The sequence below is a fragment of the Alcaligenes sp. Lyrl_28 genome (genome assembly GCF_051948705.1).
In the GTDB taxonomy this organism is placed as follows: Bacteria; Pseudomonadota; Gammaproteobacteria; order Burkholderiales; family Burkholderiaceae_B; genus Alcaligenes; species Alcaligenes ammonioxydans.
The window spans coordinates 208,863-225,080 of record NZ_JAYJLG010000003.1; the positions used below are offsets into that span (position 1 = coordinate 208,863).

Sequence of the window (16,218 nt, forward strand, 5' to 3'; positions counted from 1 at the left end):
CTCCAGTGGACGTGCAAGTACGGAATGTCGTGGCTTGGCGTGGTGACTGTTGGGCGCGGGGTTCTTGTAACGATCTGCCAGGATTGATTGTCCTGGGCCAGAATGGTGCTAGGATACGAATAGTGTTAACCAGTGGAGCATCTTATGGACATGAAGGCCAAACTGACAGCCCTGACAATCACGGTATTGATGGGCGGAGCCGTTATTCCAATGGCTCAAGCGCAATATGTGGGTCCCTCCAGCCAGAAAACATTCACTAAAGTTGAACAGCTTGTGAACAACGCCAAGGACGATGATCCGGTCGCCTTGCGGGGCAAATTGCTGCGCAAACTGTCCGATGAAACGTATCTTTTTGCCGATGAAACCGGCGAAATTCAGGTCGAGATCGATGACAAGATTTTCCCCCAAGAGCCGGTGGATGCTAACACAACCGTCGAGATCGTTGGCGAGATGGACAAGGCCATCGTTGGCACCAATGAAGTGGATGTCAAGACAATCACTATCGTTCGGTAAACGCGTATCTTGAATGTAAAAAAGCCCGCCGACCCGGTTCGCGGGCTTTTTTATGGTGCCGGCGATGCTATAGTGCCCGCTCTCGCCCCCTGTACTGAAAGGATAAGTTCAGGGCACGGCGATTTTGTCCGCTACAAGACCAGGAACCACCATGAGCACCGCAATTAATTTTGATAAAGGCAACTACCGCTTCATTCCGACTGGCGTGAATCGCTTTTCGGGCGGGGTCGCCGCTCAGCCCGGCTACGAGATCTGTCGGGTCGTGTTCTCCGCGCCCGTCCCTCTGAAAGAGGGTTTTGATTTGATTCAGGCCGTGCTGGAAGCCGAAGAACGTCCTTTGACGGCTTTGTGCGCGTGTGAATTGCGTTCGCCTGAGCCTGTCAGCGACAGTGACTTCAATAAATTCAATGAGTTGTACCTGGAAACCCTGAAAGAGTGGGGTTTGCTCAAAGGCAAACATAATCCGGTTGCACGCAGCAATGTGTCGCCTTTGGTGGGGGCTCCGGCCGAGCCCAGCTTTTATGCCTTCAGCTACACGGTGGAAACCGATATTGAAGAGGCCACCTTTGTGATCGCCGGCAGTTGCGAGGTTCCCGAAACCCCGGACGATTACATAGAGAGCATTGTGGCGTATCAGGACGTCTCGCCCGAAGGCCTGTTAAAAAAGGCCCAGTGGGTGCTCGATGAAATGGAGCGTCGCCTGGAAGTGCTGGGTCATGAGTGGGCCGATACGACGGCCACTCATGCTTACACCGTGCATAATCTGCATCCTTTCATGGCCAGTGAGCTGGCCCAGCGCGGCGCGATCAATCATGGTCTGGGCTGGCACTTGGCACGACCTCCGGTCAAGGATCTGGAATACGAAATGGATTGTCGTCGTATTTTGAATGAGCGAATTCTCACGATTGATTAAGCTGCCTGATCAAGCTGCAGACAGGCCCACGCTTGCGTGGGCCTGTGTGTTTTACGCCTGACTGTATACCGGCTCAGCGGCTGAGCGTTGATAACGGCGACGTACCATCAGTCCCCACAGCAGACCCAGCACGGCTGAGACTAAGGAGCCGCACAGCACGCCCAGCTTGGCCGCATCCAGCAAAACGGGCTCTGCAAACGCGAGGTTGGCAACAAAGATCGACATGGTAAAGCCAATACCGGCCAGCAAACCAATCAGGGTGACGCCGGCCCAGCTCATGCCTGCTGGCAGAGTGCATAGCCCCAAGCGTACAGGCAGCCAGGTTCCCAGCAAGACGCCCAGCGGCTTGCCCACAATCAAGGCAATCGCCACACCAAACAGAGCACTATGTGCACCGGCTGCATTCAGGTCTAAACCGTTCAGGCTGACACCGGCATTGGCCAGGGCGAAAACCGGCATGATGATAAAGGCCACCCACGGATGCAGCAGCGCGGGAATACGCTGCACAGGGGGCAGGATCTCACGTTGAGCAAGTTGCATTTTTTGCAGCGTATGCATGATTTCCTGTGTGTCATGCTGGCTCTCCAGCTTGGTCGCCAGCTCCAGATTCAGATGGCGAGCCTTGCGCGGCAGTGGCAGCGTGCGCACCGGGCTCATCATGCCTAGAACAACGCCGGCCAACGTGGGGTGAGCACCCGTTTTCAAGAGCCCAAACCAGAGAATGGCGCCAGGAAGCACATAGGCCCAGGCCGAACCTATTCCCATTTTCTGTAAGCCCAGCACTGCCGCAATCCCCACGGCGGCGATCAGGAAAGCGCTGTAGTCCAGCCCACCCGAGTAGAAGAAGGCGATGATCAGAATGGCGACCAGATCATCAATGATGGCCAGAGCCAGCAAAAAGACGCGCAGGCTGGGGGGCAGGGAGCGACCCAGCAGAGCCAATACGCCTACTGCAAAGGCAATATCGGTGGCGGTCGGAATAGCCCAGCCCATCAGAACCTGCGGCTCGGGGTTCATTGCCGCATAAATGAGTGCGGGCAGGGTGATGGCAGATAGGGCGGCGCAGATTGGCAGCATGGCCGAGCGCCAGTCGGACAAGGCCCCGTCATGGATCTCACGACGGATCTCCATCCCGACCACTAGAAAGAACAGGGTCATCAAGATATCGTTGACCCAAAAATGCAGATCTTGCGAAAAACGCCAGCTACCCAGCTCCAGGGTGATTTGGGTATGCCATAAGGCCGAGTAACTGTCAGCAAACGGGGAGTTGGCCCAGATCAGGGCGACAGCGGCGGCCATCAACAAGATGACGCCGCCTAGGGCTTCAATGTGCAAAAGACGCTGAAGCTGGGCCTGTAGTTGGCGGGTCAGGACATGGGCGCGCGGTAAAGGCGCGCCGGAAGAGGGGTGAGACATGGTCGGCAATTCTCCACAAGGCGGCCCGACCCTGCGTAAGCATTTAACCTGCCCTGCTGCACCATGCCAGCAAAACACCCTGCGCAATTATAGGGAGGGAGTTTCTTTAAGGCAAATGTCAGCTTGGGCGGGTCTCGGGGACGATATGCAAGGGAATGGTGACCGGGCCATCATTGATCAGGCTCAACTGCATGTCGGCGCCAAACACACCGCACTGTGTATCGGGCACGCGCACGCGGGCCATCGCCACCAGTTCATCGAACAGCGGCTGGCTGATGGCCGGTGGCGCGGCGCGGCTAAAACCGGGGCGGTTGCCTTTGCGTGTATCGGCGGCCAAGGTGAACTGGCTCACCAGCAGCAGTTGCCCCCCGGCTTGCAGCAGATTCAGGTTCATCTTGCCCTGCTCATCTGAAAAGATGCGTAGAGCCAGTAGTTTGTCCAGCAAACGCGCGGCCTGCTCACTGGTGTCCCCGTGCTCTGCACAGACCAGAACCGCCATGCCGGCACCGATTTTTGCGACAGTCTGGCCGTCAATATCGACCTGGGCCCGCCGTACTCGTTGAATCAAGGCAATCATTGTGTTTCAGTAAAATCAGTGGCCGACGGTTTCAGAGAACAGGTTCACGATCAAGACGCCCACCACAATAAAGGCAATGCCAATCATAGCGGCCAAATCCAGTTTCTGCTTAAAGAACACCCAGCCAATCAAGGAAATCAGCACAATACCGACGCCGCTCCAGATGGCGTAGGCCACGCCCACGGGCATTACCCGCAGGCTTAGGGACAGAAAATAAAAGGCAGCGGCGTAAAACAGAATGGTAAAGGCGCTGGGCATCAGACGGGTGAATTGCTCAGAGCGCTGCAACAAGCTGGTCGCGATGATCTCGAAAATAATCGCGAAGCACAAATGCAAGTAGGCGAGGCTGGCGGGAGTCATTGAAAATCAGGATTGAAAACTGAGCCAGCCGGGCAAAAGCAGCACACTGGCCCACAGCGCGGCCGAGGCCCAGGAAGAAATATGAAAGCTGAGGGGCGACATGGAGCAGGTGCCGGCAATCAGGGGCACGGTCGAGCGCAAGGGGCCGATAAAGCGGCAAGCCACAATACTAAACCATCCCCAGCGGGCAAAAAACGCTTGCGCCTTGGCATACAGATGTAAACGCTTGCGCGCCCATTCAAAATGGAACAGGTTGCCGCCGTAACGCTGGCCCAGGTAAAAGGAGATGGCGTTGCCCACACCAGCCCCCAAGGTGACGGATAACCAAACCGGCAGCAAGCTCATTTCACCGGCACCGACCAAGGCGCCGACGGACAGAAGAATGGCGGTGCCTGGTATGACCAAAGCCAAAAAGGGCAGGGATTCGATCAGACACAGGGCAAATACGGCGGGGGCAACCCATTGGGGGTTGGCGCTGATCAGCGCCGTGGCTTGCTCTGCAAAATTACTTAAAGTGCTCAGCATATCAATCAGGGAGAGGTGACAGCGACAGGCCGTTCTTTATTTCAAGGCAAGGCTCAGGATCAGACGGTCCTTGTGCTGCAAACCGTCCTCAAAAAGAGCCTCGTCGTAATAGCGTAGGAAGTAATCAGGTTCTACCGCCACGACCCGAAAGCCGGCGCGCTGATAGAAAAACAGCGGATACCCGATGGTCCCAGTGGCAACAGTGAGCGTATGGGCACCCTGAGCACGCACATAATCAATGACAGTCGATAACAGTTGCGCACCCAGACCCTGGCCCTGATCTGACGGCGCTACCGCGATATTCATCAACTCCCAGCTCTGAGCATTCTGGGGCTGCACAATGGCGGCCGCAGCCGTGTGCTCCTGATCGTCGATACGCCAGGCATGGGGAGTGTGTCGATATGTCTCGATCAGACGCGGGCTGGGGTCGGCGTGCAAGAGCAATGACAGGGGCAGGCTGGACCCGTGTACCTGCTGTGGGTGGCCCGGCTTGCGGGACGGGTTCATGAGAACTCCCCGTCCACGTAAAACCATTGCCCCTGCTCCAGCACAAAGCGGCTGACCTCGTGCAGACGGTTAGCCCGTCCGTGCAGCCGATTGCGGGCGACAAACTCCACAAGAGCGTGCGTGTCGGAAATGCGCTCATGACGGCGCACTTCCAGCCCCAGCCATTGCAAACCCTCCGCATTGGGCTCAAGCGAGTGCGGGCGGGTGGAACTATGCCAAGTGGCCAGCAGGTAGTCCAGGTCGTCGCGTACGAAAGCGCTGTAACGCGAGCGCATCAAAGCGGCGGCATCCGGTGCTTGCAAATAGAGAGGGCCTTGATGCCAGGGACCACAGCAGGTTTCGTAGGGTTTGGGGTTGCCGCAAGGACAGGAGTTTTTCGAAAAGGAAGTCTTTTTCAAGGGCGTTACTGCCAAGATCGAACAATGGCACAAGCATACCTGAAAGCAGCGGTGGCTTTAGAGCAATGGCAGCGACCAAACGTAACGGAGCCCGGTATCAAAAAACCCGCCCGCAAAAGCGGACGGGTCAGGGCGAGATGCCAGATCACCTTAAAGCGGCTTATTTGGCTGCGTCAATACGCTGCTGCATACGTTGGGCACGCACCTTGGAGCCAGGGTGAGAGCTCATGACGCTGCTTTGTCCGCCGTCCAGGGCAGCCAGTTTTTCAAATGCTGTCACCAGCCCTTGGGTCTTGAGCTGGCGCTCGCTGAGCAGTTCAAACGAGTAGTCGTCTGCATCGGACTCTTGCGATTGGGAAAACTGTGCGTTCAGAAAAGCTTCAGACAGCTCGCCCAGCTGGCTGGCGTTCAATTGAGTCACCAAGGTGTTGCCTGTGGCGGCGGCCGCATCACGAGCCGCGGACAGGCTGTAGGCTGTTTGCATGGCTTTCTTGCTGTGGCCCAGTTCCACGTGGCCCATTTCGTGGCCGATGACGCCGCGCAGTTCATCGTCATTCATTTGGTCCATCAGACCCGCGTAGACGCGGATGCAGCCATTGGCCATGGCCCATGCGTTGACTTCCTGGGTCTGGTAGACCTTGAAGCTCGGGGTTTGGCCATTTAACGGTTTCGTCAGCGGCTTGACGACACGTTGCAGGCGCTGGTTGTACTTGCTGTTGGCACTGGCCACTTTATGTTCAGCGTCCATTTGTTGGCAAGATTGATCAGACAAGGCGATCACTTCCTGATCGGACAGACTGAATGCCTGCACGGCCTTGCTGCCAGCGCCTACCATGCCGCCCATGTCCATGGTTTGGCAGCCCGCTGTCAGACCAGCGAGGGCCAGCATTGCGGCCAATGTTCCGATACGAGACATCATCAACTTCCCCTTCTGTTTATGCAAAGAGACGGAATTTTAATGATGAGGTGGCTAAGGAGTGGCTTATAAAACAATATTTAACATTGTTCCGGGTGTGCTTACACAAAGGAAAGGAGACGCTGAAACGTACCCGGCAGGCTGATGTGATGCCGGCCACGGGGATCGGCCTGACCATGACAGGCCTTGACCTCCTTGAGTTTCGGCGAGCCAGATCCGAGTGAATTTAAACGCTGCCTATCAGGGGGCAGTGCTACTATCAAACTCACAAAAACGACAGGGAGGACAAGGAAATGAGTAAAAAAATCATAGTCTTACTAGGGGTTGTGGCACTGACGGCCTGTACGACTCAACCCCGTCAGGAGCGGCATGCGGCTGTCCAGACCAGTGAACGTTGCGCGCCGATTGACGAGGCCAGTGTTGCCGCCTTGTTTGAGCGCTGGAACACGTCGCTGCAAACCGGCCAGCCCGAGGAAGTGCTTGAGAATTACGCAGAGCGTTCGATTTTGCTGCCAACTTTGTCTGGGGTGAACCGTATCAGCCGCGCAGAGAAAGAAGACTATTTTGAGCATTTCTTGGCCGCTCGACCGCAGGGTAAGGTCACCGAAAGGCAAATTACCTTGGGCTGCAACATGGCCGTGGATTCGGGCTCCTATACCTTCCATATGGGAAATAGCGGCGAGGACGTCAAAGCGCGCTACACCTATACCTACCAATGGGATGGCAAGCAGTGGTTAATTGTCAGTCACCATTCCTCGTTGGTGCCAAGGGATAAATAAGGCTTTTATGAGGTTTTCAGTGCCTCCGGCCAGGGCCGGAATGGGCGCTGAACCAGATGGGAGCGGGGTTTGAAGGAGCACTGGGTGCCAAGCCCGGCAGGTAGTGGGGCGAGAATATCGGAGCCTGAGCCTGTGGGGCCTGCATACCGACGACGTTACCCTGTTTTTCATGAACGCAGTCTGAATGAAAATCTCAGAACAGGTTCAGATAGTGGTGCTCATAATAAGGCCAGGCTTGTATGAACAAGCCTGACTTTCCTACTCAAGGAGCTTTATCATGAAACGCTCGACATTGATTTGTACTGCACTGATAAGCGTGACGGGTGCCTTGGCCGGTACAAGCGCGATGGCCCAAAAGCCAGCGCCCATGCCCCATGCCCCCGCCTATACTGCCACGACGACGGCCCCCAAGGCCAAAGCTCCGGAGGCTCCCAAGGCGACCGCGGCTCGTGCCGCTCATAAACCCACCAGCCACACGCCTGCCAAACACACGAAACCTACTCGATGAGCACGTCATCTGGCGCCGTTCTGACAGAACCCGTGCCGCGTTCACGTTTCCTATGGGTCAGGCCTTGCCTGGCCCCTTTTTTTGTCCAGAGCGAGCGAGTACCAACAAAAAAGCCCGCGCGATGGCGGGCTACCGGCGAGGGCGTCAAATTTTCCCTCACTACTATTTTGCGCGAGATTCCAAATTCTCATGAAACCCGCAAGTTATTTGGTGCCCCCCCCGTGAGTCGAACACGGCACCAACGGATTATGAGTCCGCTGCTCTAACCAAGCATGAGCTAGAGGGGCAACAAGTCCGCAATTATTACATAAAGTCCTTGTTTGTGCCTAGCGTGGCCAGTTGTCGAGCCGGACTTTCAACTGTTTGTAAAATGAACAGTATTTTCTCGCGATTGGTAGCACCTTGTTGTCGATCCTTGTAGCACAATGAGCGCGTCTTTCACCCGGGGAAATAAAATTATGAGAACCCTTCTTGTGGCCGTGACCTTGACGGCTATTTTATCTGCCTGTGCCGTTTATACGCCCAGAGGCTCTGTCATTGTCGATCCCGATGGCTATGGCGGCTATGGACAACGTCACTGCCCGCCTGGCCAAGCGAAAAAAGGCAATTGCTAGTAAACGGTGCCGCGTTTGCTGCGCTATTTGCGCTGATATCGTTTGCTGCCCGTGCTGGTTTCGCAATAACGTCCGCCTCGCGGGCCTGTGCAATAAGTCTGGCTGGAGCAGGGGCAACTGCTGGTGGAGCGCAGGGTTTGAGGGGCGGGCCTGGTGTTGCTTGCTGCAGTACCTGTGTACGCTGGGCAAGACCGTTTGCTGGCGCTGGCTGAGCCATCGCGACAAACAAAGACTTCCCCTTCGCAATGAGAAATGCCGCCTTTTTTTCCCGAACAAGGGGTGTTTCTTGCCTGCGTATCCAGAGGGAGTAGGGTCAGGATCAGGCACAAGAATAGCCACTTCATACTTGTCTCTCGCTGGAAGTCCGTTTTTTGCCTTGGCAATGGCGGTTGGCAGGACACGGATACAGTAATGATTGTTATGCTCTGCGATAAAGCAGATTTTTATTCATGGATGAGCTCATGCGAATCTTAATGCTTGTTCCCGCATTTTTGTTGGCCGCTTGCCAAAGTGCCGTACCCACTGAGAAGGTGGGCAGTTACGCCTGGCTGGAAAAGGTGGATCGTCAACTGGCCGTGTCCGATGGCCAGGGACATGGGCCGGATTACGCCTCGCAGGAATGGTGCAATGTGGTCCATTTCCGTTTGTATGGCCAGATAGCTGAAACCCCCGTGCCGTGTGATCAGGCATGGATGGAGCAGGTCGATCAGCAGTTGAAAAAACGCTAGGCCCTTTATGGGCTTACAAGTAGGGTGGCGAAATGCAAACCCATGCTCTGTCTGTGCTTTGTCTGGCCCTCTCTACCTGGCCTTAACCCGACTGCTAGCTTGGGTCGTCCATCGTGTGCTCGAATCGAAGTGATGTCATCCCCTTAACGCTCCAAGCCGTTAGCCTGATAAAACAAGCTCAGTTCGCGCGGGTTGCGCAGCCTGACTTTAGCTAAACTGCTTTTCTCGAAAACAGTCAGGTATTTATGGCGATTGGGCGGGGTGACAATGGCGATGTGTCGGATCATGTCCCATTTCAGACGGTCTTTGCTACCTGGCAGCGCACCCTTTCGTTTACGTTCCAACAGGGTGCGCCGAAAATAGCGCAGCAAACTAGCTGCCGTGGATATTTCCAGCACGATAAAACCGGTGGCCCGTTCCAGACGAGGGGCTAGGTGGCGTGTGTAATTGCCGTCCATCACCCACTGCTCCCGCGCAATTGCGGCAGCATGTAAGGCGGCAAACTCAGCGTCAGGTCGCGGTACCCAGTCCGTGTGCGGCAGGTGGTAGAGCGGATCCAGGTGGATGGCGGGAAGTGCAAGCTTGCGTTCGATGGCTTTAGCCAGGGTGGATTTGCCGCTATTGGAGGGGCCCAATATGCAGATGCGCGGGCCCAGTTGTTCAAGAGAAAGCATGGTGCAAAAAAAGAGTAGGTTGAACAAAAGTCTTTCGGCTTGCGAATAGAGCTGCCTGATTATCCCCATATCCGCTGTCTGAATGTGACGCTACACTGCTGGGGTCGCGGCACCGGCCGTTTTTACTTTTTTGTGTCCATCATGGCTAAGATCCTTCCTATCTTGATGTTGGTCGTCTCCAATGTGTTCATGACGATTGCTTGGTATGGGCATTTGAAGTATCCCAACAGCCCCCTGCTTAAAGTGGTGCTGATCAGTTGGGGCATTGCCCTGGTGGAGTACTGCCTGGCAGTACCGGCTAATCGTTTAGGACACACCGTCTATAGCGCGGCCCAGTTAAAGACCATGCAGGAGGTGATTACCTTGCTGGTCTTTGTCGTGTTTTCGGTGCTGTATCTCAAAGAGAGCTTCACACTCAACCATCTGCTGGGCTTTACGTTGATTGGTGCGGGGGCATTTTTTATTTTTTACGGACCCTTGAAGTAGCCCATAGGGGGCGTGTCTGGGGCATAAAAAAAAGCCTCGCGTGATGCAAGGCCCCAAACCGGATAAATAGGGAGGTGAAAAATGTTATCCGGTCACGCCATACTACGGACGGGCGGGGGCGCTGACTAGGCTCAAAGCATAGCAGTGAGTAACTATTTGTGGCTCATGCGCATAACGTTGTCAGACCCAGGGGAATGGGTCTGGGTCTAAGCATGCCGCTCCATCACAAGTTCCGAAGCTGCCTCAACAATAAACCCCAAGGCCGAAGCAAACTCCAGCCTTGGGGCAGGTGAACCGATTTCTGGCTCGTTCAGTCGGGGCGAGCCCCTTACTGGCTGACTTGCTCAGACTCCACGACCATGTCCAGCACGTCGGCCTTGGATGAGGCGTCGGCGGGCACATTCTTTAGTTCATAACGATTGATGCGCAGTACGTTACGCACGCCAGGGGTATGGGTGTAGCCTTCGATATCACCGTAGTAATACATCCATTCACCGGTATGGGTTTTGACGCCTGCATCGTTATATTGAATTTCTCGTACTTTCAGGCACTGATAGTTTGGCATCATGGGGTGTGAACATGCCTCGCGCTGAGCCGCCACTTCCAGAAACACGCGGGTGGGTTCGCTGCCGTAACGGGTGGAAGCTGTCGGTTCACCCTTCAGGCGCCATTTGGTACCGTCCTTGAAGTTCAGGGTCAGAACGGGGGCGGGGTTGTCCGGGGCGGAATCCGCCTTGGCCATGCTCCAATCTGTTGCCGTCGGAAGCAGTTTGCCCACGGCCTGCTCATTGCGCATCAGCTCGGGGTCTGAACACATTTTCATCGTGCTCACGGGCGAGGTAAACGTGATCTTGGAGCCCTTGATGGTGTAGCCGCTACCCAGAACATTGCACAGATTGTCTACTGACATCATGTTGTCGGTGAAATTCAGGGTAACTGGCTCTCCGTTTGCACCCGTTATGCCAGGGGCTTGCTGGCCACTTTTGTCGGCGGTCGCAAACAGGCGCCAGTGGTAAGCCTGTAAAGAGTTTTCTTTGTCCATCTGGCGCTCGGAAGGGGCGGTATTGCTGCTGTTTGGAGCCGCACAGGCGGCCAGACCCATTAAGGCCAATGAACCAATCGTCAACTTGAGGGTTTTTGTCATAGGTGGTTTCCTTGATGAGTCATTGGGCTACCGGATGGGGTAGCCCTGGGTTGAAAATAGGCAGTCAGGGTGGGAGTGGCCGGATCGGTCAGTCCCCGCTGCCGGTTCAAGATTGAGGCAAAGCCTGTATCTGATTATCCAGACTTTCGCGCAAGGAATCTGGCAAGGATAGTAAACGTGCCAGCTCGTCCAGATAGGCGCGTTCCATATAGCTTTGTTCATCAATCACCAGAGCGCTGGTCAGATAAATTTCGGCCGACATCTCGGGGGTCTGAGCCAATTGGGCAATGGCCTGAGGATCGACAGGTTTGTGCAGTTCTTGCGAGAACCAGTGACGGGCCTGCTCGGGGGCGGGCATCTTGTTGATCTCTGCATCGATCAGTTCACGCTCGGCATCACCAATATGACCATCTGCCTTGGCGGCGGACACCAGGGCGGCCAGGATGACCATGGCGTGCGTGTCGGCTTGCCCAGTGGCTGCCACTGGTAGCGGCGCGGCCGGAACAGCTTGCACTGGCGCGGGTGTCGCTTGCTTACCCGCATTCTGTTCCTGCCAGTTTTGATAGACTTTGACGGCCAGCGCGCCCAGCGCGGCTGCTCCCCCATAGGCAGCCATGGAGCCGCCCATTTTGCGGAATTTTTTGTTGCCCAGCAGTACGCCCAGAACGCCGCCAACTACGGCGCCGCCGCCAAAACCGCTGGCCTGCTCACTCAGTTTTTTCCCCAGTCCGGAAGAATTCAACTGACCTTGGCCCTGTTTCAGCGCGCCTTGGCCGCTTTGCAGAATTTGTTGCAACATTTGCTGTAGTGACATGGATTCGCTCTATCAGAGGTAAACAGTAGCTTCGTTATAAACTACTTTATTAGGTAAGCCCGCGTACAATTGTAAGCAGACCTGCCGAAGAAGATGCCCTAAGAGGACATGTGCGGCACGGAGAATTTGCTATCGTATGTCCAGATCAATCCATATAGGCGCGGGCGCGCCGATATCAAGGGGGGAAGGGCTTAACTGGCTCTGCATATTATGAAACTGACACGAACTGTCTTTGCTTTATCCGTTGCGCTGGCTGCCCTGGCCGCTCCGGCCCATTCCCAAGTCAAAATCGGCGTTATCGCTTCGGCGACCGGGCCGACGGCGGTCGTTGGTTTGCCACAGCGCAATACGGTTCCTTTGCTGCCGACCAAGATGGGGGATCTGACGGTGGAGTACATCTCCATGGATGATGCCAGTGATCCGAATCAAACGGTGACCTTGTTCAAGAAAATGATCTCCGAGGACAAGATCGATGCCTTGATCGGGCCGACAGGCTCGCCCAATGCCATGGGGCTCATTCAGTTTGCGGCCGATTCAGGCACGCCGGTATTGGCCCCGGTGGGTGCGGCCTCGGTGGTGCTGCCCATGACCGAGCAGAAAAAGTGGATTTTCAAGACCACGCAAAATGATGACATCATTGCGCAGGCCCTGGTCAAGCATATGGTCGACAATGGTGTGAAGACCGCAGGTTTTCTGGGTTTCAACGATGCGTATGGCGAGAGCTGGCTGACGGTGTTCAAAGAGCTGGCCGAGGCGAACAATATCGACATTGTGGCGACCGAACGTTATGTGCGCTCGGATACGTCGGTCACCGGCCAGGCCTTGAAGATTTATGCGGCCAAACCGGATGCGGTGCTGGTTGCAGGTACGGGTGCTGCGGCGGTGTTGCCCCAGGTGACCCTGGTCAAACAGGGTTACAAAGGGCAGATTTATCAAACGCACGGGGCTGCTTTACCGGCTTTTCTGAGTCTGGGCGGCGAACAGGTGGAGGGGACGATTCTGGCAGCCAGCCTGATGCTGGTCTTGCCAGAGATTGCGGACAGCAATCCAGCCAAACCCATTGCGCAGGACTATATCCAGCGTTATACCGAACGCTACGGTCAGGCTCCCGCTACCTTTGGCGCCAATGTGTATGACGCGGGTCTGTTGCTGGAGAAGGCGGTTCCGGTTGCTGCTGCCAAGGCCAAGCCCGGGACCCCCGAGTTTCGTTCCGCTTTGCGTGATGCTCTGGAGCAAACGCGTGATCTGATCGCTACGCAAGGTGTCTATACGATGACGCCAGAAGATCACAGTGGCTTTGACGAGCGTGGGCGTGAGCTGATTACGGTGCATGACGGCCAGTGGCGTTTGCTCAAGCCCTAAGAAACAAGCCTTACGATGAAAAAACGCGGCTCGGGCCGCGTTTTTTCTGGTTAAAGACTGCAGAACAAGCCAGCCTGTTCAAGTCGCTTGGTTGGGCAGGCTGAGCAAAATGTGAGGCTCTTCAACTTCCAGCTCTGTTTTCAGGTACTTGGAACCAAAACGGCTAAGCGCCACGATCAGTTTGGCGGGAATGCCATCCAGCAAAATGTAGTAGTCCTGCTGGCCTTGCTCGATATGTCGGACAACCTCGGGTTGTGAGTGTTGCCAGCCTGCGCCTCCAAGATGGGTAATTCGTTCGTAAGGGTCCCGACGCATATCTTTCGTGACGTATGCAACCTCGATCATTTGCCACCTCATGAAGTTCTTGTTGGGACCTTCATCATTGGGCATATGCCGGTTGGCAGCCATTAGGGATTTTACGAAGCTTAAGACTTAGACTTTCAAGGCCTTGATTAAATAGGGATCCAGATCCGGCTGGCGCAGCAGCCAGTTTTTATAGTCTTGTGGCACATCGGCAATGGCCATGCCCTTGTGCTTGCCAAAGTGCAGTGTGGTCGGGATACGAGCGTGTTCAGAGAGCTGCCATAACTGCTCCCAAGTATGAATATTCTGGGTCAGGCCCAACAGATGCTGCAGAAGCGACAGACAATTGCGCACATCTGCCAATGCACTGTGCGCATGACGCAGACGCTCACGCGCGTTGGCGCGGTCAATATGATAGATCAGGGCAGATTGGCTGTAGCTGTCCAGTCCTGGTATCAAGTGACGGGCCAGGGCCAGCGTGCAAATGCGCTTGACCGCCGGGTAAGCGGCCACACCCCAGTCATAATCGACGTTATGACCAATAATGTATTGGGTGTCGGCAGGCAGCTTGAACTCGGTATGAGAAGGGCAGTCTTGTAGCTCTTCGTCGTAAATGTGGTGCGTGGCCAGAGCGCCCAGAGTATTGGGCTCATCGGGTCGGTAGCGTTGTTCGAACTCTTCGTTGACCAGCAAGAAGACAGGGTCGCTCAAACGCAGCCAGGCCGCCTCAATCACTTGAGGTTTGGCGGAGCCGGTGGTTTCAGTATCAAACAGCAGGGCAGACATACGCAATCGCTAACAGACAAAGCTGTCATGGTAGTGCATGTGTTCTGCTTTGCCTATACAGGTTTGAGCCGGAAGCCTTCGGGAATGCCCCAGCGGTTGGTGCGCAACAGCCAGTGAGTCTGACAGCTCAGGCAACGGTACTGAGTTTCGTGCGCCCCGTCGGCAGAAGGGGGGTGCTGACCGAGTAAGCGCAAATCAGCGTGCGCTTGGCTGGTGCTTACTCCGTGCGGCAAGGTCAAACACGCCTGGCACAAAGGTGAGGCATAAACTGACGCCATATTACCGCTCCCTGATGGTTTGTTTCGTTTTGACACATCAGTATCGGTTTGCTTACGGGTAACGTCAAGTCCCTGTTTGGGGTTCGGGGAACGGGTAGGAAAAGCTCTGGTCCCGGCCCGCCCGTTTAGCCTCATACAGGGCTTTGTCGGCTTGGCGAAGCAGGGCATGCAGATCCAGGGTGGAAGGCTCCAGAGTGGCAACCCCCAGGCTGGCGGTCATGGTCAGTTGCTGCTGATTGTCCAGAGAAAACGGCAGCAAGGCGATGCTTTTGCGGACTCGCTCGGCCACGGCATGCGCTTGAGCGGCCCCGCAGTCTGGCAGCAAAATGCCGAACTCCTCACCTCCCAGCCGCCCGCATAAGTCGGTATCGCGCAACGCCAAGGAAATGCGTTGCGTAATGGCGCTCAGGGCCAGATCGCCGACATGATGGCCATGCGTGTCGTTAATGGGCTTGAAGTGGTCGATATCCAGAACAATGACGCTGACGGGGATATGTTTCAGGCGGCATTGGGTCAATGCATCCTGGCTTTGCTGGTAAAAGGCCTGTTTGTTGAGCAGACCTGTCAGGGCATCGCGGTGCGCCAGTCGCTGGAGTTTCTCCACCGCCAGATTGCGTGCCGACATCAGGCTGGCGCAGGTAATGCAGGCCAGGGCAATAGAAGCGATTCCAATCCGCAAGGACAACAAATCCAGCGATGTGTGTAACTGGCTGGGCAGAAAGTACACCGGCGGGTTCAGGGCGAAAAGTGTCCAGAGTACGTAGAACAAGGTCAGTAGCGTGGTGGAAAAGAGCGAATAGCTCAACGCGCACCACAATAAAGGCAGAACGGGAAAGGCCATTGAGCCTGGGCCGTCAATCAGCAGGCTCAATAAGCTGGTCAGCAGTAACGACAAAGCGGGTGCCAACTGAGCCAGGCTTGTCAGGTGAGGTTCATTCCAATATTCCAGAAAACGGCGTAGGGGACGGGAAGGGGCCGTTAGAATGACCGGAAGGATCGCCGCGTAGGAAATCATGCCCGTCAGCATCCAGGACAAAATGGCCAGTGACAAAGGCTGGGGAGTATGCAGATACAAGGCAAGGCCGCCTAGCAAGGCCGACACCACGCAAGCCAGACTGCAGTAGGCAGCCAGGGTCAACATGGCCTGGGGGCGACGCAAAGATAGATCCAGCAAAGGGTTGTGCGTGATGAGCCAATAAGCCAGGCCCAAGCCGCTGGCGTCGGCCACGGTCAGTAATAGGGCGATAGGCAAGGGGTTGCCGGCAATCAGTTCGGCACACAGGTAGGCCACTACCACAATGGTCCAGTTAAGAACCTGCCGCCCCCAATCCGGGCGTCGAAGAAACAGCCCCAGAAGCACCGCTTCGGCTGGCCAGAAAATGGTCAGAGCGTCGTAATGGCGCAAGCGGGTACCCAGCAGGGTCAAGACCAAGACCAGGCTGAATAGAAGAAAACGAGAGAGGAAGGAGTGGCGCCGGGATGGGCGCAAGCAGAACGCCTGCTTTGGGTTCATATCCGTTGCCATAGGAGCGCCTGCTCGTCGTGGACGCTTTACAGCGTCGGATAAGTTTCAAGCCGCTACTATTTTAGGATGAAAGCGGAAATGTTTATTTCAAA

The 16,218-nt window shown here is 55.7% G+C and carries 20 protein-coding genes and 1 tRNA gene; 7 read left to right on the forward strand and 14 right to left on the reverse strand.

Going from position 1 to position 16,218, the window contains the following annotated elements; all coding sequences use genetic code 11:
* The first annotated feature begins 144 nt into the window (after positions 1-144).
* Both VF694_RS08675 and cnbZ read left to right on the forward strand, forming a co-directional pair.
* Positions 145-513, forward strand: a complete 369-nt coding sequence (locus VF694_RS08675; RefSeq protein ID WP_003801631.1) for a NirD/YgiW/YdeI family stress tolerance protein — start codon at positions 145-147, stop codon at positions 511-513.
* Between the two features lie 151 nt (positions 514-664).
* Positions 665-1,426: a 2-amino-5-chloromuconate deaminase CnbZ gene (gene cnbZ / locus VF694_RS08680; protein ID WP_003801629.1), complete on the forward strand. Its 762-nt coding sequence runs from the start codon at positions 665-667 to the stop codon at positions 1,424-1,426.
* Positions 1,427-1,477: 51 nt separating this feature from the next.
* Here the strand turns inward: cnbZ and nhaA are convergent, their stop codons facing one another.
* From nhaA to VF694_RS08715, 7 genes are all read right to left on the reverse strand, one after another.
* Complete coding sequence (gene nhaA, locus VF694_RS08685; RefSeq protein ID WP_301607139.1) at positions 1,478-2,842, reverse strand: Na+/H+ antiporter NhaA; 1,365 nt, start codon at positions 2,840-2,842, stop codon at positions 1,478-1,480.
* 118 nt (positions 2,843-2,960) lie between these two features.
* The gene (gene dtd, locus VF694_RS08690; RefSeq protein ID WP_003801625.1) at positions 2,961-3,419 is read right to left on the reverse strand and encodes a D-aminoacyl-tRNA deacylase; all 459 of its coding nucleotides are present in this window, start codon (positions 3,417-3,419) and stop codon (positions 2,961-2,963) included.
* 15 nt (positions 3,420-3,434) lie between these two features.
* Positions 3,435-3,779 (reverse strand): DMT family transporter, encoded by a 345-nt coding sequence (locus tag VF694_RS08695; RefSeq protein ID WP_003801624.1) that lies wholly within the window; start codon positions 3,777-3,779, stop codon positions 3,435-3,437.
* 6 nt (positions 3,780-3,785) lie between these two features.
* A complete protein-coding gene (locus VF694_RS08700; RefSeq protein ID WP_003801622.1) occupies positions 3,786-4,304 on the reverse strand; it encodes a DedA family protein in 519 nt (172 codons plus the stop codon).
* A 36-nt stretch (positions 4,305-4,340) separates the two neighbouring features.
* Complete coding sequence (locus VF694_RS08705; protein ID WP_440164111.1) at positions 4,341-4,811, reverse strand: GNAT family N-acetyltransferase; 471 nt, start codon at positions 4,809-4,811, stop codon at positions 4,341-4,343.
* Positions 4,808-5,209, reverse strand: a complete 402-nt coding sequence (locus tag VF694_RS08710; RefSeq protein WP_059317846.1) for a YchJ family protein — start codon at positions 5,207-5,209, stop codon at positions 4,808-4,810. The genes VF694_RS08705 and VF694_RS08710 overlap by 4 nt, the downstream gene beginning before the upstream one ends.
* A gap of 160 nt (positions 5,210-5,369) precedes the next feature.
* Positions 5,370-6,128 carry a M48 family metallopeptidase gene (locus VF694_RS08715; RefSeq protein WP_440164113.1) on the reverse strand — a complete coding sequence of 253 codons (759 nt, stop codon included), beginning with the start codon at positions 6,126-6,128 and terminating at the stop codon, positions 5,370-5,372.
* A 290-nt stretch (positions 6,129-6,418) separates the two neighbouring features.
* Between VF694_RS08715 and VF694_RS08720 the strand changes: the two genes are divergently transcribed.
* Together VF694_RS08720 and VF694_RS08725 are read left to right on the forward strand one after the other, a co-directional pair.
* Positions 6,419-6,904, forward strand: coding sequence for an SgcJ/EcaC family oxidoreductase (locus VF694_RS08720; RefSeq protein WP_003801612.1), 486 nt, complete (start codon positions 6,419-6,421; stop codon positions 6,902-6,904).
* A gap of 277 nt (positions 6,905-7,181) precedes the next feature.
* Positions 7,182-7,412 (forward strand): hypothetical protein, encoded by a 231-nt coding sequence (locus VF694_RS08725; protein WP_440164115.1) that lies wholly within the window; start codon positions 7,182-7,184, stop codon positions 7,410-7,412.
* A gap of 208 nt (positions 7,413-7,620) precedes the next feature.
* Here VF694_RS08725 and VF694_RS08730 read toward each other — a convergent pair.
* Positions 7,621-7,699 (reverse strand) — tRNA-Ile (locus VF694_RS08730).
* Positions 7,700-8,487: 788 nt separating this feature from the next.
* Here VF694_RS08730 and VF694_RS08735 point away from each other — a divergent pair.
* Positions 8,488-8,754 (forward strand): hypothetical protein, encoded by a 267-nt coding sequence (locus VF694_RS08735; RefSeq protein ID WP_100214838.1) that lies wholly within the window; start codon positions 8,488-8,490, stop codon positions 8,752-8,754.
* Between the two features lie 143 nt (positions 8,755-8,897).
* Here VF694_RS08735 and VF694_RS08740 read toward each other — a convergent pair whose 3' ends face one another.
* Entirely contained in the window at positions 8,898-9,428 is a 531-nt protein-coding gene (locus VF694_RS08740; RefSeq protein ID WP_301607149.1) for an AAA family ATPase, read from the reverse strand.
* Between the two features lie 138 nt (positions 9,429-9,566).
* Between VF694_RS08740 and VF694_RS08745 the strand changes: the two genes are divergently transcribed.
* Entirely contained in the window at positions 9,567-9,914 is a 348-nt protein-coding gene (locus VF694_RS08745) for a DMT family protein (RefSeq protein WP_100214837.1), read from the forward strand.
* Positions 9,915-10,242: 328 nt separating this feature from the next.
* Here VF694_RS08745 and VF694_RS08750 read toward each other — a convergent pair whose 3' ends face one another.
* Together VF694_RS08750 and VF694_RS08755 are read right to left on the reverse strand one after the other, a co-directional pair.
* Positions 10,243-11,058, reverse strand: a complete 816-nt coding sequence (locus VF694_RS08750) for an META and DUF4377 domain-containing protein (protein WP_003801574.1) — start codon at positions 11,056-11,058, stop codon at positions 10,243-10,245.
* A gap of 106 nt (positions 11,059-11,164) precedes the next feature.
* Positions 11,165-11,872: a tellurite resistance TerB family protein gene (locus VF694_RS08755; RefSeq protein WP_039943287.1), complete on the reverse strand. Its 708-nt coding sequence runs from the start codon at positions 11,870-11,872 to the stop codon at positions 11,165-11,167.
* Between the two features lie 210 nt (positions 11,873-12,082).
* Between VF694_RS08755 and VF694_RS08760 the strand changes: the two genes are divergently transcribed.
* A complete protein-coding gene (locus VF694_RS08760) occupies positions 12,083-13,234 on the forward strand; it encodes an ABC transporter substrate-binding protein (RefSeq protein WP_440164118.1) in 1,152 nt (383 codons plus the stop codon).
* A 78-nt stretch (positions 13,235-13,312) separates the two neighbouring features.
* Here the strand turns inward: VF694_RS08760 and VF694_RS08765 are convergent, their stop codons facing one another.
* From VF694_RS08765 to VF694_RS08775, 3 genes are all read right to left on the reverse strand, one after another.
* On the reverse strand, positions 13,313-13,579 hold the full coding sequence (locus tag VF694_RS08765) for a DUF3892 domain-containing protein (RefSeq protein WP_221081945.1): 267 nt from the start codon (positions 13,577-13,579) through the stop codon (positions 13,313-13,315).
* An 87-nt stretch (positions 13,580-13,666) separates the two neighbouring features.
* Entirely contained in the window at positions 13,667-14,323 is a 657-nt protein-coding gene (locus tag VF694_RS08770; protein ID WP_003801567.1) for a 3'-5' exonuclease, read from the reverse strand.
* 342 nt (positions 14,324-14,665) lie between these two features.
* Positions 14,666-16,114, reverse strand: coding sequence for a GGDEF domain-containing protein (locus VF694_RS08775; protein WP_415302257.1), 1,449 nt, complete (start codon positions 16,112-16,114; stop codon positions 14,666-14,668).
* Between the last annotated feature and the right edge of the window lie 104 nt (positions 16,115-16,218).

What these genes read in the sequence shown, in the direction of transcription:
- VF694_RS08755 (WP_039943287.1), bottom strand. Translation starts at nt 11,872, where the DNA reads ATGTCACTACAGCAAATGTTGCAACAAATTCTGCAAAGCGGCCAAGGC.
- VF694_RS08760 (WP_440164118.1), top strand. Translation starts at nt 12,083, where the DNA reads ATGAAACTGACACGAACTGTCTTTGCTTTATCCGTTGCGCTGGCTGCC.
- VF694_RS08740 (WP_301607149.1), bottom strand. Translation starts at nt 9,428, where the DNA reads ATGCTTTCTCTTGAACAACTGGGCCCGCGCATCTGCATATTGGGCCCC.
- VF694_RS08720 (WP_003801612.1), top strand. Translation starts at nt 6,419, where the DNA reads ATGAGTAAAAAAATCATAGTCTTACTAGGGGTTGTGGCACTGACGGCC.
- dtd (WP_003801625.1), bottom strand. Translation starts at nt 3,419, where the DNA reads ATGATTGCCTTGATTCAACGAGTACGGCGGGCCCAGGTCGATATTGAC.
- VF694_RS08715 (WP_440164113.1), bottom strand. Translation starts at nt 6,128, where the DNA reads ATGATGTCTCGTATCGGAACATTGGCCGCAATGCTGGCCCTCGCTGGT.
- VF694_RS08705 (WP_440164111.1), bottom strand. Translation starts at nt 4,811, where the DNA reads ATGAACCCGTCCCGCAAGCCGGGCCACCCACAGCAGGTACACGGGTCC.
- VF694_RS08735 (WP_100214838.1), top strand. Translation starts at nt 8,488, where the DNA reads ATGCGAATCTTAATGCTTGTTCCCGCATTTTTGTTGGCCGCTTGCCAA.
- cnbZ (WP_003801629.1), top strand. Translation starts at nt 665, where the DNA reads ATGAGCACCGCAATTAATTTTGATAAAGGCAACTACCGCTTCATTCCG.
- nhaA (WP_301607139.1), bottom strand. Translation starts at nt 2,842, where the DNA reads ATGTCTCACCCCTCTTCCGGCGCGCCTTTACCGCGCGCCCATGTCCTG.
- VF694_RS08700 (WP_003801622.1), bottom strand. Translation starts at nt 4,304, where the DNA reads ATGCTGAGCACTTTAAGTAATTTTGCAGAGCAAGCCACGGCGCTGATC.
- VF694_RS08750 (WP_003801574.1), bottom strand. Translation starts at nt 11,058, where the DNA reads ATGACAAAAACCCTCAAGTTGACGATTGGTTCATTGGCCTTAATGGGT.
- VF694_RS08675 (WP_003801631.1), top strand. Translation starts at nt 145, where the DNA reads ATGGACATGAAGGCCAAACTGACAGCCCTGACAATCACGGTATTGATG.
- VF694_RS08725 (WP_440164115.1), top strand. Translation starts at nt 7,182, where the DNA reads ATGAAACGCTCGACATTGATTTGTACTGCACTGATAAGCGTGACGGGT.
- VF694_RS08770 (WP_003801567.1), bottom strand. Translation starts at nt 14,323, where the DNA reads ATGTCTGCCCTGCTGTTTGATACTGAAACCACCGGCTCCGCCAAACCT.
- VF694_RS08775 (WP_415302257.1), bottom strand. Translation starts at nt 16,114, where the DNA reads ATGAACCCAAAGCAGGCGTTCTGCTTGCGCCCATCCCGGCGCCACTCC.
- VF694_RS08695 (WP_003801624.1), bottom strand. Translation starts at nt 3,779, where the DNA reads ATGACTCCCGCCAGCCTCGCCTACTTGCATTTGTGCTTCGCGATTATT.
- VF694_RS08765 (WP_221081945.1), bottom strand. Translation starts at nt 13,579, where the DNA reads ATGATCGAGGTTGCATACGTCACGAAAGATATGCGTCGGGACCCTTAC.